Origin of the sequence: Pseudomonas sp. SMSB3 (genome assembly GCF_052041965.1) — a bacterium.
Lineage (GTDB): Bacteria > Pseudomonadota > Gammaproteobacteria > Pseudomonadales > Pseudomonadaceae > Aquipseudomonas.
The window spans coordinates 1-13,719 of the sequence record NZ_JBKGGV010000014.1 but is presented as its reverse complement, the minus strand read 5'-3'; the positions used below and the strand labels follow the sequence as shown (position 1 = coordinate 13,719).

Sequence of the window (13,719 nt, the reverse complement as noted above, 5' to 3'; positions counted from 1 at the left end):
CGAGGCAGGTAACAACTGCATCGGCTGCATGCCGGGTTTTTTTAGCCCAACGCCCCGTATTTATTAGGCGAAGTCGTATTTGGCGACTAATCGGTCGGTTGCAGGCTAATATGGCATACCAAGAGCGGCCAGCGCGGCCCTTTTTAGCGCATCAGCCTTGATCGCAGCAGCCGCTGCCGTTGGCCAGGTCCTGGAGGATCGGGCAGTCCGGACGGTCGTCGCCTTGGCAATGGGCAACCAGTTCGCCGAGGGTGTCGCGCAGGCTGATCAGTTCATCGATGCGCTTGTTCAGTTCGTCGATGTGCTGCATGGCCAGCGCCTTGACATCGGCACTGGCACGTTCGCGGTCTTGCCACAGGGTCAGCAGCTTGCCCACTTCTTCTAGGGAAAACCCCAGGTCACGGGAACGCTTGATAAATGCCAGGCGGTGCAAGTCCTCGGTCTGGTACGTCCGATAGCCGCTGTCGCTGCGGGTGGCCGGTTGCAGCAGGCCGATGGCTTCGTAGTAGCGGATCATCTTGCTGCTCAGCCCGCTGCGTCGGGCGGCTTGGCCAATGTTCATCGTGGCTCCTGGGTAAGGGACGTGGGTTTCCAGGTTTTCAGCCACAGGGCATTGCTGACCACGCTGACGCTCGACAACGCCATGGCGGCGCCAGCCAGCACCGGATTGAGGTAGCCCAGCGCGGCCAGGGGAATGCCGATCATGTTGTAGATGAAGGCCCAGAACAGGTTCTGGCGAATCTTCGCATAGGTCTTGCGGCTGATCTGCAACGCGGCGGGCACCAGCTCCGGATCGCCGCGCATGAGGGTGATGCCGGCAGCGTGCATGGCGACGTCGGTACCCGCGCCCATGGCAATGCCGACATCGGCGGCAGCCAGGGCCGGCGCATCATTGATGCCATCGCCGACCATCGCCACCACACCTTGTCGCTTGAGTACGGCCACGCTGGCGGCCTTGTCGGCCGGCAGCACTTCGGCCTGCACGTCGTCGATGCCCAACGCAGCGGCCACCACCTGCGCACTGCCGCGGTTGTCACCGGTCAACAGATGGCTGCTGATGCCGCGCGCACGCAGCGTGGCGATCGCCTGCTCGGCGCCGGGCTTGAGGGTATCGCCAAAGGCGAACAGACCCAGCACGCGGGGGCTGCTGCCAAGCTCGATCAGCCACGACAGGGTGCGGCCTTCGGCTTCCCAGGTGGCCGCCTGTTCTGCCAATCGACCCGGCGGCACATGGTGCTCTTCGAGCAGGCGCCGATTGCCCAGGGCCAAGCACCGCCCTTCGACTTGACCGCTGATGCCGCGACCGGCGAGCGTCTGGCTGTCAGCCACTGGAGGGACTGTCAGGCCTTGCTCGGCGCAGCTGGCCAGTACCGCCGTGGCCAGGGGATGCTCGCTACCGCGCTGCAGGGCGCCGGCCAGCCGATGCAGTTCGCCAGCATTGCCGTCGACGGCCTGGCTATGGACGATCCGTGAACTGCCGGAGGTGAGCGTGCCGGTCTTGTCGAACACCACATGGCTGACCGCATGGGCGCGCTCCAGTGCTTCGGCATCCTTGATCAGAATGCCGTGGCGGGCGGCGACGCCGGTACCGGCCATGATCGCCGCTGGTGTTGCCAGGCCCAGTGCACAAGGGCAGGCGATGACCAGCACCGCCACGGCGTTGATCAGCGCCGTCTGTGCGGTGGCGCCTGCCAGCAGCCAACCGACCAGGGTGAAGGCGGCCAACACCAGCACGGCCGGAACGAATACCTGGCTGACTCGGTCGACCAGCTTCTGAATCGGCGCCTTGGCCGCTTGTGCGTCCTCGACCAGGCGGATAATCTGCGCCAGTACCGTCTCGGTGCCCAGGGCCTGGGTGCGCACCAGCAATTGCCCTTCGCCGTTGATGGCACCGCCGGTCACGCCAGCGCCGGGGTGCTTGGCGACCGGCAGGCTTTCACCGCTGATCAGGGCCTCGTCGGCATGGCTGTGACCTTGCTCGACCTGGCCATCGACCGGGAAGCGTTCGCCGGGCTTGACCAGCACCAGGTCGCCCAGGCGCAGCTGTTCGATCGCCACGTTCTGTTCGTGGCCATCGACCACACGCACGGCGCGTTGCGGACGCAGGGCTTCGAGCGCGCGAATGGCGCTGGCGGTCTGGCGCTTGGCGCGGCTTTCCAGGTACTTGCCCAGCAGTACCAGGGCGATGACCACGGCCGAGGCTTCGAAATACAGGTGTGGCGTACTGCCCGCCGGAGCCATCGCCCACTGGTACAGGCTCAAGCCGTAGCCGGCGCTGGTACCCAGGGCGACCAGCAGGTCCATGTTCCCGGCACCCGCGCGCAGCGCTTTGTACGCGGCTTTGTAAAAGCGCGCGCCGAGGATGAACTGCACGGGGGTGGCGAGGCTGAATTGCACCCAGGCTGGGAGCATCCAGTGCACACCCAGTGGTTGCAGCAGCATGGGCAGCAGCAATGGCAGCGCCAGCAACAGAGCGCCGGCGAGCGCCAGCCGCTCGTTGCGCAGCTGGCGGCGTGCATCACGCCGGTTGGCGTTGAACGGCTGTACGGGGCTAGCGCTGTAGCCGGCCTTGGCGACGGCGTCGATCATCTGCGCATCGGCAAGTGTCTGCACAACCTCAAGATGGGCGCGTTCGCTGGCCAGGTTGACGCTGACCTGCTCGACGCCAGGCAACTTGCTCAGAGCGCGTTCGACACGGCCCACGCAGCTGGCGCAGGTCATGCCGGCAATCTGCAGCTCGACGCTGCGCGTCGCCACGCCATAGCCTGCCTTGCGAACCGCAGCGAGCAAGGCCGGCAGACTGCCTGCCGGCGCTTGCAGCCTGGCATGTTCATTGGCCAGGTTGACGCTGACCTGTTCGGCGCCGTCGACCTTGCGCAGGGCGCGTTCGACGCGTCCAGCACAACTGGCGCAGGTCATGCCGCTGATCGGCAGATCGAAGGTTGTGGATGCAGGCATGGCTTTGCTCCTTGGCTAGGCGTCAAGCATCAACCTTGCCACCTGGGTAAGGTCAATAGCCCAGGCTTGCTCGCCTCAACTCCAGCCCCTGGTGACCCATGGCGATGCGGTACTTGCTGATCTGCCCGGCCTGCAAGGTCAGGCGGGTGCTGCGTTGGTCTTCGATACCGGGTGCGCAGCCGGGCATCTGCCCTGGCAGCAAGCGCAGGCGCACATCGACCGGGCCTGGCGGCAGGTTGAACGAGGTTGCTTGCTCCTGAAACAGGCGCCCGGAGAGTTGATCGTTGAGGTAAACGCCGATCTCGCAGCTGGTCGCCACCTCCAGGCGTTCCCGAGAAATGATCAGCACACCGTAGCCCTCGTTACCCTCGGCGCTGACCGGTGGCGCCAAGACCAATGCGCCCAACAGCCCGACGAGGCCCGCTGCTGTCCTGAACATGAAGAGTCTCCTGCTTGGCAAAACGTCAAAGGCGCAGCTTGGCCGAGGTCTTCACGGATTTCCACCCCGGCCGTTGCGTTCAGAACTTGACCTTGCCGTAATGGCAAGGTTGAGACTGAGTGAAACTTCGATGGAGACGATCAGCATGTACGTATTCAATGTTCAAGGCATGACTTGCGGCCACTGCGTCAAAGCCGTGACCCAGGCAGTCCACGCGCAGGATGGCAACGCCCGAGTGGAAGTCGACCTCGCGGCCAATCAGGTGCGCGTCGACAGTGGCTTGCCCGCGCCGCAGATCATCACGGCAATTGAAGAAGAGGGCTATGCGGCCCAGCTTGCCTGAGCCGCAGCGAGCGATCGTCGGCGCGTTATTGTTACGAATGTTTTCATGCAGGGGCGTGCACAGCAGGTAGACTTAGCGGCTTGCTTAGCCTGCTATGGATTTTTATGAACCTGCGAATGGTGCTGATTCTGGGCGCGTTGACCGCGTTCGGACCCTTGGCGATCGACTTTTACCTGCCGGCGTTCCCGGCCATGGCACAAGCGTTCGCTACCGATGAAAAACATGTACAAACCACCTTGGCTGCCTATTTCCTGGGCCTGTCGATCGGCCAGTTGGCCTATGGTCCGGTGGCTGATCGATTTGGCCGGCGCAAGCCGCTGTTGTTTGGCGTGGCGCTGTTCGCCCTGGCATCGCTGGGCTGCGCCTTCGCGCCAAATCTCGACAGCTTGATCGTCGGGCGCTTCATCCAGGCCTTGGGTGGTTGCGCAGGCATGGTGCTGGCGCGCGCCATCGTCAGCGACAAATGCGACCCGGTGGCCTCGGCCAAGGTGTTTTCACAACTGATGCTGGTGATGGGCCTGGCGCCGATTCTGGCACCGCTGCTTGGCGGCATGCTGATTAACGTGGCCGGTTGGCAGTCGATCTTCCTGGTCTTGAGCCTGTTCAGCGCCGGCGCGCTGCTGGCCATCGGCCTGGGCTTGCCGGAAAGCCTGCCTGCACATGTGCCGCGCCAGCCGCTTTCAGGTGCTTTGCGCCAGTACCTGCGCCTGGCTGCCGATCGGGTGTATCTCGGTCATGCCTTGACCGGCGGCATCGCCATCGCCGGCATGTTTGCCTATATCGCCGGTTCGCCGTTCGTGTTCATCAAGCTCTACGGCGTTCCCGCCGAACACTATGGCTGGTTGTTCGGCACCAATGCTGCGGGCTTCATCCTTGTGGCGCAGGTCAATGCGCGACTGCTGGCCAAGCGCGGGCCTGCGTTCCTGCTGGTGCGTGCAGTCTGGGTCTATCTGCTCGCAGGACTTGTGCTACTGGCCGTGGCGGCATTGCGTCCGACCCAGCTGTGGCCGTTGCTGATTCCGTTGTTCGTCTGTCTTGCCAGCTTGGGTTGCATCATCCCCAATGCGGCGGCGTGCGCCATGAACGGGCAGGGGGCACGCGCGGGCAGCGCCTCGGCGTTGATGGGCAGCTTGCAATTTAGCGTCGCCGCTGCAGCCGCGGCGTTGGTTGGCGTGCTGCATGACGGTAGCGCCGTGCCGATGGCGCTGGTGTTGAGTGTGTGCGGGGCGTTGGTGGTCAGTGTCGCCTTGCTGACCCGGCGCTTGCAGGCCGCGCGCGGCTGATCGGCCGCGCGGTGGCGCACTGTCCTAGGATCGCGGTGGAAGCTTCGCTTTGATTTGCGCTACTTGAGGAACTGCACTGTCAGCAGAGTCGCTGCTTACTCCGGGCGATTGTTCCTCATGTCCTTTGTTTGCCTTTATCTGTCGGTGGCGAGCCTCCTTCCTGGGTAGGCTCGCTAGCATCGAGGGTCGGCCTACCCACGCCCGTTGAGCTGTTCAGCCCGCCTGAGCAGTGCATTGCAGCGGCTTATACTGGCCTGGGCGCTGAGCCTGGGGGCGAACAGCATTGCCAAGGCAGGCCTCGGAAAACCAGACGTGATCATGCGGAGAAATACAGGGACATGAATGCAGCCAGCAGTATCAGTCAGATTGCCGGCCTGATGGCCGACCCCAAGCGCAGCGCGATGTTGTGGGCGTTGATCGACGGCACGCCGCGACCCACCGACGAACTGGCGATGATGACGGGGCTGACGTCTTCCTCGGCCTGCGCCCATCTTTCGCTGCTGTCTTCGGCGGGCCTGCTCAGGCTCGAGGCGCGTGGCCGCAAACGTTACTTCCGCTTGGCCACCCCGCAAGTGGGCGTTGCTGTGGAAGCGCTGGCCAGCGTCCTGCTGGCCACGGACAAGCGCCCAGGCGGCGACGCCCTGCAGCTGCCGATGTCGATGCGCAGGGCACGCCGCTGTGGCGATCACCTTGGCGGTGAGCTGGCAGGTGAGCTGTATCACCGGTTGGTCGTGGCGGGGTGGCTCGATGGCGGCGAGGGCGGGCTGGTGGTCAGCGACGAGGGGCGCAAGCAGCTTGCGGCCATTGGCGTGTACATCGACGCCCTGGCCTCGCGACATCGCCACGTCTGCACCATCTGCCACTGCAATGAGTGGAGCGACCAAGGCCCTCACCTGGGCGGCAGCTTGGGTAAGGCCCTGCTCACGCTGTTTCTGCAATCGGGCTGGATCCGCGAGCAGGACGGCAGCCGGGTGCTGCAGATTTCCGCCGACGGCGTACAGCGGATCAACGGCATCGGCCGGGTGACGACGTTGCAGATGGGCTAGCTGCAACGTCGCGAGGGTTACACCAGGCGGGCGTCCAGGCTGTTCTGCGCCAGCCGGCGAGCCTGGTCTTCGCTCATGCCCAGGTGGGTGTGCAAGGCGTGGAAGTTCTCGGTGACGTAGCCGCCGAAGTAGGCTGGGTCGTCAGAGTTGACCGTGACCTTCACGCCGCGCTCGAGCATGTCGAGAATGTTGTGCTGGCTCATGTGGTCGAACACGCACAGCTTGGTGTTGGACAACGGGCACACCGTGAGCGGGATCTGTTCGTCGATGATCCGCTGCATCAGGCGCTCGTCTTCGATGGCGCGCACACCATGGTCGATGCGCTTGATCTGCAGCAGGTCCAATGCTTCCCAGATGTACTCGGGCGGGCCTTCTTCACCGGCATGGGCGACAGCAACGAAACCTTCGCTGCGGGCACGGTCGAACACGCGCTGGAACTTGCTCGGCGGATGGCCCATTTCCGAGCTGTCCAGGCCCACGGCGATGAAAGCGTCGCGGTACGGCAGCGCTTGGTCGAGGGTCTTGTGCGCTTCGTCCTCGCTGAGGTGGCGCAGGAAGCTCAGGATCAGGCCGCTGCTGATGCCGAGCTGGTCGCGACCATCCTTCAAGGCCTGATTGATGCCGTTGAGCACCACTTCGAAGGGGATACCGCGGTCTGTGTGGGTCTGCGGGTCGAAAAAGGGCTCGGTGTGGATAACGTTCTGCGCCTTGCAGCGCTGCAGGTAGGCCCAGGTCAGGTCGTAGAAATCCTGCTCGGTGCGCAGTACATCGGCACCCTGGTAATACAGGTCGAGAAATTCCTGCAGGTTGTTGAAGGCGTAGGCGCTGCGCAGGGCCTCGACATCGTTCCAGGGCAGGGCGATCTTGTTGCGCTCGGCCAGGGCGAACAACAGTTCGGGCTCCAGCGAACCCTCAAGGTGCAGGTGCAGTTCAGCCTTGGGCAGGGCATTGAGCCAGTCGTACATAGGGTAGATCTCGAATCAGGAACGGTTGCCAGCATTCTACAGGGCTGAGCCGGGCATTGCGCCCGGCCTGTCGCGTTTCTGATCACCAAGTCAACGATTCACCCTTGTAATTGATGAAGCGCAGGCCGCCATTGCCGCTCTGGGCCTTGATCTGCTCGAGCATGCCGCGGGTGCTGGTGAGCACGTCGATTTCGGCATTTTCGCCGCCCATGTCGGTCTTGACCCAACCGGGGTGCATGGCCAGCACGCACAGGTCAGGCCGCTGCAACTCGACCACGAAGCTGTTGATCATTGAATTCAGGGCAGCCTTGCTGGCCTTGTACAGGCAAATCTCACCGCCATCGGGGATGCTCACGCTGCCCAGTATCGAGCTCATGAACGCCAATACACCGCTGCCTTCACGCAGGTTGCCGGCCAGACGGCGGGCAACACGAATGGGGGCCACGGCGTTGGTCATGAACAGCTCGCCGATCGCCTGGGTCTGTACCGTTTCCAGCTCTTGCGGCAATGGCCCCATGACACCGGCATTGACGAACACCAGGTCGAACACCTGGTCTTGCAGACGCTGCTGCAGGCCGTCGAGCTGCGCGGTGTCGTTCATCTCCAGTTGCTCGATGCGCACCCCCGGTACCTCGGCGAGCGCCCCAGGACGCTGTGGGTTGCGCACCGTAGCGGTGATGGCCCAGCCGTCTTCGTGCAGGCGCTGCACCAGGCCCAGCCCAAGGCCGCGGGATGCGCCGATGATGAGGGCAGTCTTAGTGTTGACCATGAAGGGCTCCTTTGTCGGTTGCGTTGGAAGCGCTCAGCATACGTCAGGCCTGCCCCCCGCGCTTGGAATCGATTGAACAAAAAATGATCAGCACTCTGTAACCGTTAACCATCGCGGGGCTGGCGGGTTGGCTAACGGGTTATCCACAGGCTCGTCCACAGTAAATGTGCGCAACGGCCTGCCAGGGTGGGAAAGCCCGGTGATTCCTGTTGGGGATAACTCGATGAGTGTCAGGCGGTTAGGGCTGTCATCAGGTGCTGATCAAATTATGATCAGAGGGCTGCAGCGCTTACCTGGCGTGGCTTGGAGCAGAGTGCCCCAAGCTTATCCACAGCCAGGCCCACAGCAGTTGTGGGCAGATTCACTGCGCCTGCAAGCGAATTCGGCCGCGGCTCAGATCAGCCAGCTGCTGGCGCAGGAGAGCGACCTGGTCAGCACCCACGGCGATCTGCAGGTCGACGCCATTGGCGGTGAACTGTTCGGCCAGTACCAGGCCTTCGGCCTCGGCCAGACGCAATTTGACGAGGGCCAACTCGGCGAAGGTGCAACTGCAGGTGTAGTCGTCGCGTTGCACCAGCAGCCGTTTGCCTGCCTGCTGCAGGCATTTGTTGGCGCCACCCCCGTAGGCGCGCGCCAATCCACCGGTGCCCAGCTGGATCCCGCCGTACCAGCGGATCACCAGCACCACGACCTGGTCGCAGTCCTGTGCCTCGATGGCGGCAAGAATAGGCCGGCCGGCGGTCCCGCCGGGTTCGCCGTCGTCATTGCTGCGGTATTGCCCGGCGATCTTCCAGGCCCAGCAATTGTGTGTCGCGCCAGGGTCGCTGTGGCGCTCGATGAAGGCTGCAGCATCGGCGGCGCTGGTGATCGGCCCGGCCAGGGTGATGAAACGGCTCTTGCGGATTTCTTCGCGAAATTCGCAGAGCTCGAGCAGGGTAGAAGGCATTGGTGGACCAGCTCGTGGTGTCAGGCAGTCGGCTGAATGCCGCACCCCTTGAGAATGATGTGAATAAGGTTGTTGCTCGCGTCTTCCATGTCTTGCTTGGTCAGGCGATTGCGCCCGGTGACCTGGCAGATTTGTGTGGCGAAATCGGCATAGTGCTGGGTGCTGCCCCACAGCAGGAAGATCAGGTGCACCGGGTCGACCGGATCCATCTTGCCGGCTTCGATCCAGGCCTGGAAGACCGCAGCGCGGCCACGGAACCACTCACGGTAGTCAGCACTGAAATACTCGGTCAGGCAATTGCCACCGCTGATCACTTCCATCGCGAAGATGCGCGAAGCCTGCGGGTTACGCCGGGAGAATTCCATCTTGGTGCGGATGTAATGGCTCAGCGCCTGGCCAGGGTCATCCTCCACGCTAAGTGCGTTGAAGGTACTGTCCCACAGCTCGATGATGTTGCTGAGCACGGCGATGTACAGGCCGAGCTTGTTGGTGAAGTAGTAATGCAGGTTGGCTTTGGGCAGGCCGGCTTTCAGCGCGATGGTGTTCATGCTGGTGCCTTTGAACCCGTGACGGGCGAATTCGTCTTCGGCGGCCTGGATGATGGCTTGTTCGTTTTTCTGGCGGATGCGGCCGGCAGGCTTGCCCGAGGCGGCGAGGCGATGCGCAGGGACTTCAAGGGTCATGGACGATTCCGTACAGGTCTGTGGCAACGGATGTCGGACAAGATTACCTGCCTGTGCTCAAGTGACAAGCGTTAGCGTCAGTGGCAGGCATCAGCGTGTCGCAGCCAGACTGTCGAGGAAGCTCTCCAGGACCAGGTTGGGGCGGCGTCCCTTGCGCGTGACCCAGCTCAGGCTGAGGTCATAGAAGCGCTGGCCCGACTTGAGCGCACGCAGGCGCCCTTGCTGAACCCAGAAACTGGCGTAGTGGTCAGGCAGGTAGCCGATGTAGCGGCCAGTGAGAATCAGGAAGGCCATGCCTTCGCGGTCCGAGGCGCTGGCCGTGCAGTTGAGCGCCTGGTAGTGCGCCTGGACCTCGGCGGGCAAGCGAAACGTCGGCGCAATCGCCTCTTGGCTGTTGAGCCGCGCGTCGTCGATCTGCTGGTCGTCGGCGTAGAACAGTGGGTGGCCGACAGCGCAATAAAGCAGTGAACGTTCGCTGTACAGCGGTTGGTAATCGAGGCCCGACAGCGGGCTGGTCTGCGGCACCACGCCGACGTGCAGGCTGCCGTCGAGCACGCCTTGTTCAACTTGGCTCGGGGCGATCATGCGGATCTGGATGCGCACCTCAGGACCGCGATCCTTGAGCTCGGCCAGCGCATGGGTAATGCGCATGTGCGGCAGGGTCACCAGGTTGTCGGTCAAGCCGATGTTCAGCTCGCCGCGCAGGTGCTGATGCAGGCCGTTGACTTCGGTGCGGAAGGTTTCCAGTGCGCTCAGCAATTGCAGCGCCGACTGATAGACCTCGCGACCTTCTTCGGTCAGTGAAAAGCCGGCGCGGCCCCGTTGGCACAGCCGCAGGCCCAGGCGCTGCTCAAGGTCGTTCATCTGCTGGCTGATCGCCGAGCGGCCGATACCCAGCACATTTTCGGCAGCGGAAAAACCGCCGCACTCGACCACGCTGCGGTAGATTTTCAGCAGGCGGATGTCGAAGTCGCTGACTTGCGCGAGAGGATCGGGGCGTCGGCTCATTAGTTTAGTCTTGGGCTAACTGAAGATTACAAATGCAAGCTTTTTCAGACTTTATCCTCGTGCGAATTTAGCTGCAACAACATCCATCGTTGCCTATTCGTATGCCGAGGAACCGCCGATGAACATGCCCGAAACCGCTCACCCCGGTATCGCCAGCCAGCTCAAGCTGGATGCCCACTGGATGCCTTACACCGCCAACCGTAACTTCCAGCGCGATCCGCGGTTGATCGTGGCTGCCGATGGCAACCACCTGGTCGACGACAAGGGGCGCAGGATCTTCGATGCCCTCTCGGGCCTGTGGACCTGTGGCGCTGGGCATACGCGCAAGGAGATCACCGACGCAGTGACCCGACAGCTCGGTACGCTGGATTACTCGCCAGCCTTCCAGTTTGGCCACCCGCTGTCGTTCCAACTGGCCGAGAAGATCGCAGAGCTCACCCCGGGCGACCTCAATCACGTGTTCTATACCAACTCCGGCTCCGAGTGCTGCGACACCGCGCTGAAGATGGTGCGCGCCTACTGGCGCCTGAAGGGCCAGGCCAGCAAAACCAAGATCATCGGCCGTGCCCGGGGTTACCACGGGGTGAACATCGCCGGCACCAGCCTGGGGGGCGTCAATGGCAACCGCAAGATGTTCGGGCAGTTGCTGGACGTCGATCACCTTCCACACACCGTGCTGCCGGTGAACGCGTTCTCCAAGGGCTTGCCGGAGGAGGGTGGCATCGCCTTGGCCGATGAGATGCTCAAGCTGATCGAGCTGCACGACGCATCGAACATCGCTGCGGTCATCGTCGAGCCTCTGGCGGGCTCGGCAGGTGTCTTGCCGCCGCCGAAGGGCTACCTCAAGCGCCTGCGCGAAATCTGCACCCAGCACAATATTCTGCTGATCTTCGATGAAGTCATCACCGGCTTCGGTCGCATGGGGGCAATGACTGGCGCCGAGGCGTTCGCTGTGACGCCTGACTTGATGTGCATCGCCAAACAGGTTACCAACGGCGCCATCCCGATGGGCGCGGTGATCGCCTCGAGCGAGATCTACCATACCTTCATGAATCAGCCGACGCCGGACTACGCCGTGGAATTCCCCCATGGCTATACCTATTCGGCCCACCCTGTGGCGTGCGCGGCCGGTATCGCTGCGCTCGACCTGCTGCAACGGGAAAACCTGGTGCAGTCGGCTGCCGAACTTGCGCCGCACTTCGAGCAGCTGCTGCATGGCGTCAAGGGCACCAAGAACGTCGTCGATATCCGCAACTACGGCCTGGCCGGCGCGATCCAGATCGCCGCGCGCGATGGCGATGCGATCGTACGCCCCTATGAAGCGGCGATGAAGCTGTGGCAAGCCGGCTTCTATGTGCGGTTCGGCGGTGACACCCTGCAGTTTGGCCCGACCTTCAATACCCAGCCGCACGAGCTGGACCGCCTGTTCGACGCAGTTGGCGAAGCGCTGCATAAAATCGACTGACGTTTGGTTTTCGTTGGCTGGTGCGGGGCCTTGATCACGCGCCAGCTTCGACCTTCTTTATCTGGAGTACTGCATGAGCATTGTTCAGCACCTGATTCACGGCGAACTGGTCAGCAATGGTGAGCGCACCGCCGATGTCTTCAATCCGTCCACCGGGCAAGCGGTGCGCAAGGTCGAACTGGCCAGTCGCGCGACCGTGCAAGCGGCGATCGATTCGGCCAAGGCGGCATTCCCGGCTTGGCGCAACACCCCACCGGCCAAGCGCGCCCAGGTGATGTTCCGCTTCAAGCAATTGCTGGAGCAAAACGAAGCACGCATTTCGCAAATGATCAGCGAAGAGCACGGCAAGACCTTGGAAGACGCCGCGGGCGAACTCAAGCGCGGCATCGAGAACGTCGAGTTCGCCTGCGCAGCGCCTGAAGTGCTCAAGGGTGAATACAGCCGCAACGTCGGCCCGAACATCGATGCCTGGTCGGATTTTCAGCCACTGGGTGTGGTAGCCGGCATCACGCCGTTCAATTTCCCGGCCATGGTGCCGCTGTGGATGTACCCGCTGGCGATCGCATGTGGCAATGCGTTCATCCTCAAGCCTTCCGAGCGTGACCCTAGCTCGACCTTGTTCATTGCCCAGCTGTTGCTGGAGGCGGGTTTGCCAAAAGGCATCCTCAATGTGGTGCACGGCGACAAGGAAGCGGTCGATGCACTGATCGAGGCGCCGGAGGTCAAGGCGCTGAGCTTCGTCGGTTCGACGCCGATCGCCGAGTACATCTATGCCGAGGGCACCAAGCGCGGCAAGCGCGTGCAAGCGCTGGGTGGGGCCAAGAACCACGCGGTACTGATGCCCGACGCCGATCTGGACAACGCTGTCAGCGCACTGATGGGCGCCGCTTATGGTTCTTGCGGCGAGCGCTGCATGGCGATTTCGGTCGCCGTGTGTGTGGGTGACCAGGTGGCCGATGCCCTGATCGCCAAACTGGAGCCGCAGATCAAGGCCCTGAAGATCGGCGCCGGCACCTCGTGCGGACTGGACATGGGGCCATTGGTGACGGCAGCTGCGCGGGACAAAGTGGTGGGCTACATCGACGAAGGTGTGGCGGCGGGGGCCAGGCTGGTGGTCGACGGTCGCGGCCTGCGTGTGGCGGGTAACGAGGATGGCTACTTCGTCGGCGGTACCTTGTTCGACAAGGTCACCCCAGAGATGCGTATCTATAAAGAAGAGATCTTTGGCCCAGTGCTGTGCGTGGTGCGCGTGAACAGCCTGGAGCAGGCCATGCAGCTGATCAACGAGCATGAGTACGGCAACGGTACCTGCATCTTTACCCGGGACGGTGAAGCGGCGCGGCTGTTCTGCGATGAGATCGAAGTCGGCATGGTCGGGGTCAACGTGCCATTGCCGGTGCCGGTGGCCTACCACAGCTTCGGCGGCTGGAAGCGCTCGCTGTTTGGCGATCTGCATGCCTACGGACCGGACGGCGTGCGTTTCTATACGCGCCGCAAGGCGATCACTCAGCGCTGGCCGCGACGCGCCAGCCACGAAGCGTCACAGTTTGCCTTCCCAAGCCTTTGACGGGTTGAAGTGAAGCGGGGAGGCCGAGTGGCCTCCCCGCTTTGTTTTTCAGCGATAGCTGCATTTAATCAAATTAACGGTTGACGCCCTCTCGAATCCCCTTATAATGCGCCCCACTTCCAGCGACAACGGAACGAGAAACTCCTTGAGATTCAACGAGTTAGATTGTTCAAGCGGTGTTGGGAGCGCTTCGATCGTCAGATCGGCAGCGGTTGAGATGAATGGTTGACAGCGGTTTTAAACGCTG

The 13,719-nt window shown here is 62.8% G+C and carries 13 protein-coding genes; 5 read left to right on the top strand and 8 right to left on the bottom strand.

What is annotated here, in order from left to right; genetic code table 11:
• Positions 1-151: 151 nt before the first annotated feature.
• Genes cueR through ACLEJW_RS19740 form a run of 3 tightly spaced genes read right to left on the bottom strand, consistent with a single transcriptional unit; the run spans position 152 to position 3,397 of the window.
• Complete coding sequence (gene cueR, locus ACLEJW_RS19750) at positions 152-562, bottom strand: Cu(I)-responsive transcriptional regulator (protein ID WP_440778088.1); 411 nt, start codon at positions 560-562, stop codon at positions 152-154.
• The gene (locus tag ACLEJW_RS19745; protein ID WP_440778087.1) at positions 559-2,958 is read right to left on the bottom strand and encodes a heavy metal translocating P-type ATPase; all 2,400 of its coding nucleotides are present in this window, start codon (positions 2,956-2,958) and stop codon (positions 559-561) included. Before ACLEJW_RS19745 ends, cueR begins: the two co-directional genes overlap by 4 nt.
• Positions 2,959-3,010: 52 nt before the next feature.
• On the bottom strand, positions 3,011-3,397 hold the full coding sequence (locus tag ACLEJW_RS19740) for a hypothetical protein (RefSeq protein ID WP_313299430.1): 387 nt from the start codon (positions 3,395-3,397) through the stop codon (positions 3,011-3,013).
• A gap of 145 nt (positions 3,398-3,542) precedes the next feature.
• Between ACLEJW_RS19740 and ACLEJW_RS19735 the strand changes: the two genes are divergently transcribed.
• The 3 genes from ACLEJW_RS19735 (at position 3,543) to ACLEJW_RS19725 (ending at position 6,069) form a co-directional block, all read left to right on the top strand.
• Entirely contained in the window at positions 3,543-3,740 is a 198-nt protein-coding gene (locus ACLEJW_RS19735) for a heavy-metal-associated domain-containing protein (RefSeq protein WP_145190846.1), read from the top strand.
• 104 nt (positions 3,741-3,844) lie between these two features.
• A complete protein-coding gene (locus ACLEJW_RS19730) occupies positions 3,845-5,023 on the top strand; it encodes a multidrug effflux MFS transporter (protein WP_145190848.1) in 1,179 nt (392 codons plus the stop codon).
• A 338-nt stretch (positions 5,024-5,361) separates the two neighbouring features.
• Positions 5,362-6,069 carry an ArsR/SmtB family transcription factor gene (locus ACLEJW_RS19725; protein WP_145190851.1) on the top strand — a complete coding sequence of 236 codons (708 nt, stop codon included), beginning with the start codon at positions 5,362-5,364 and terminating at the stop codon, positions 6,067-6,069.
• Positions 6,070-6,086: 17 nt separating this feature from the next.
• Here the strand turns inward: ACLEJW_RS19725 and ACLEJW_RS19720 are convergent, their stop codons facing one another.
• From ACLEJW_RS19720 to ACLEJW_RS19700, 5 genes are all read right to left on the bottom strand, one after another.
• Positions 6,087-7,034 (bottom strand): adenosine deaminase, encoded by a 948-nt coding sequence (locus ACLEJW_RS19720; RefSeq protein WP_313299437.1) that lies wholly within the window; start codon positions 7,032-7,034, stop codon positions 6,087-6,089.
• 82 nt (positions 7,035-7,116) lie between these two features.
• Positions 7,117-7,803, bottom strand: a complete 687-nt coding sequence (locus ACLEJW_RS19715) for an SDR family oxidoreductase (protein ID WP_145190857.1) — start codon at positions 7,801-7,803, stop codon at positions 7,117-7,119.
• A 361-nt stretch (positions 7,804-8,164) separates the two neighbouring features.
• Positions 8,165-8,749, bottom strand: a complete 585-nt coding sequence (locus ACLEJW_RS19710) for an IMPACT family protein (RefSeq protein WP_313299441.1) — start codon at positions 8,747-8,749, stop codon at positions 8,165-8,167.
• A 20-nt stretch (positions 8,750-8,769) separates the two neighbouring features.
• Positions 8,770-9,432, bottom strand: a complete 663-nt coding sequence (locus ACLEJW_RS19705) for a TetR/AcrR family transcriptional regulator (RefSeq protein ID WP_145190862.1) — start codon at positions 9,430-9,432, stop codon at positions 8,770-8,772.
• Between the two features lie 90 nt (positions 9,433-9,522).
• Complete coding sequence (locus ACLEJW_RS19700) at positions 9,523-10,440, bottom strand: LysR family transcriptional regulator (RefSeq protein ID WP_145190865.1); 918 nt, start codon at positions 10,438-10,440, stop codon at positions 9,523-9,525.
• 118 nt (positions 10,441-10,558) lie between these two features.
• On the opposite strand from ACLEJW_RS19700, the gene ACLEJW_RS19695 reads away from it, so the two are divergent.
• Positions 10,559-11,905: an aspartate aminotransferase family protein gene (locus ACLEJW_RS19695; protein WP_313457973.1), complete on the top strand. Its 1,347-nt coding sequence runs from the start codon at positions 10,559-10,561 to the stop codon at positions 11,903-11,905.
• Between the two features lie 73 nt (positions 11,906-11,978).
• Positions 11,979-13,472 carry a CoA-acylating methylmalonate-semialdehyde dehydrogenase gene (locus ACLEJW_RS19690; protein WP_440778086.1) on the top strand — a complete coding sequence of 498 codons (1,494 nt, stop codon included), beginning with the start codon at positions 11,979-11,981 and terminating at the stop codon, positions 13,470-13,472.
• The last annotated feature ends 247 nt before the right edge of the window (positions 13,473-13,719 follow it).

Bases quoted from the DNA above. Each gene is read 5' to 3' on its own strand.
- cueR (WP_440778088.1), bottom strand. From the start codon at position 562: ATGAACATTGGCCAAGCCGCCCGACGCAGCGGGCTGAGCAGCAAGATG.
- ACLEJW_RS19745 (WP_440778087.1), bottom strand. From the start codon at position 2,958: ATGCCTGCATCCACAACCTTCGATCTGCCGATCAGCGGCATGACCTGC.
- ACLEJW_RS19740 (WP_313299430.1), bottom strand. From the start codon at position 3,397: ATGTTCAGGACAGCAGCGGGCCTCGTCGGGCTGTTGGGCGCATTGGTC.
- ACLEJW_RS19735 (WP_145190846.1), top strand. From the start codon at position 3,543: ATGTACGTATTCAATGTTCAAGGCATGACTTGCGGCCACTGCGTCAAA.
- ACLEJW_RS19730 (WP_145190848.1), top strand. From the start codon at position 3,845: ATGAACCTGCGAATGGTGCTGATTCTGGGCGCGTTGACCGCGTTCGGA.
- ACLEJW_RS19725 (WP_145190851.1), top strand. From the start codon at position 5,362: ATGAATGCAGCCAGCAGTATCAGTCAGATTGCCGGCCTGATGGCCGAC.
- ACLEJW_RS19720 (WP_313299437.1), bottom strand. From the start codon at position 7,034: ATGTACGACTGGCTCAATGCCCTGCCCAAGGCTGAACTGCACCTGCAC.
- ACLEJW_RS19715 (WP_145190857.1), bottom strand. From the start codon at position 7,803: ATGGTCAACACTAAGACTGCCCTCATCATCGGCGCATCCCGCGGCCTT.
- ACLEJW_RS19710 (WP_313299441.1), bottom strand. From the start codon at position 8,749: ATGCCTTCTACCCTGCTCGAGCTCTGCGAATTTCGCGAAGAAATCCGC.
- ACLEJW_RS19705 (WP_145190862.1), bottom strand. From the start codon at position 9,432: ATGACCCTTGAAGTCCCTGCGCATCGCCTCGCCGCCTCGGGCAAGCCT.
- ACLEJW_RS19700 (WP_145190865.1), bottom strand. From the start codon at position 10,440: ATGAGCCGACGCCCCGATCCTCTCGCGCAAGTCAGCGACTTCGACATC.
- ACLEJW_RS19695 (WP_313457973.1), top strand. From the start codon at position 10,559: ATGAACATGCCCGAAACCGCTCACCCCGGTATCGCCAGCCAGCTCAAG.
- ACLEJW_RS19690 (WP_440778086.1), top strand. From the start codon at position 11,979: ATGAGCATTGTTCAGCACCTGATTCACGGCGAACTGGTCAGCAATGGT.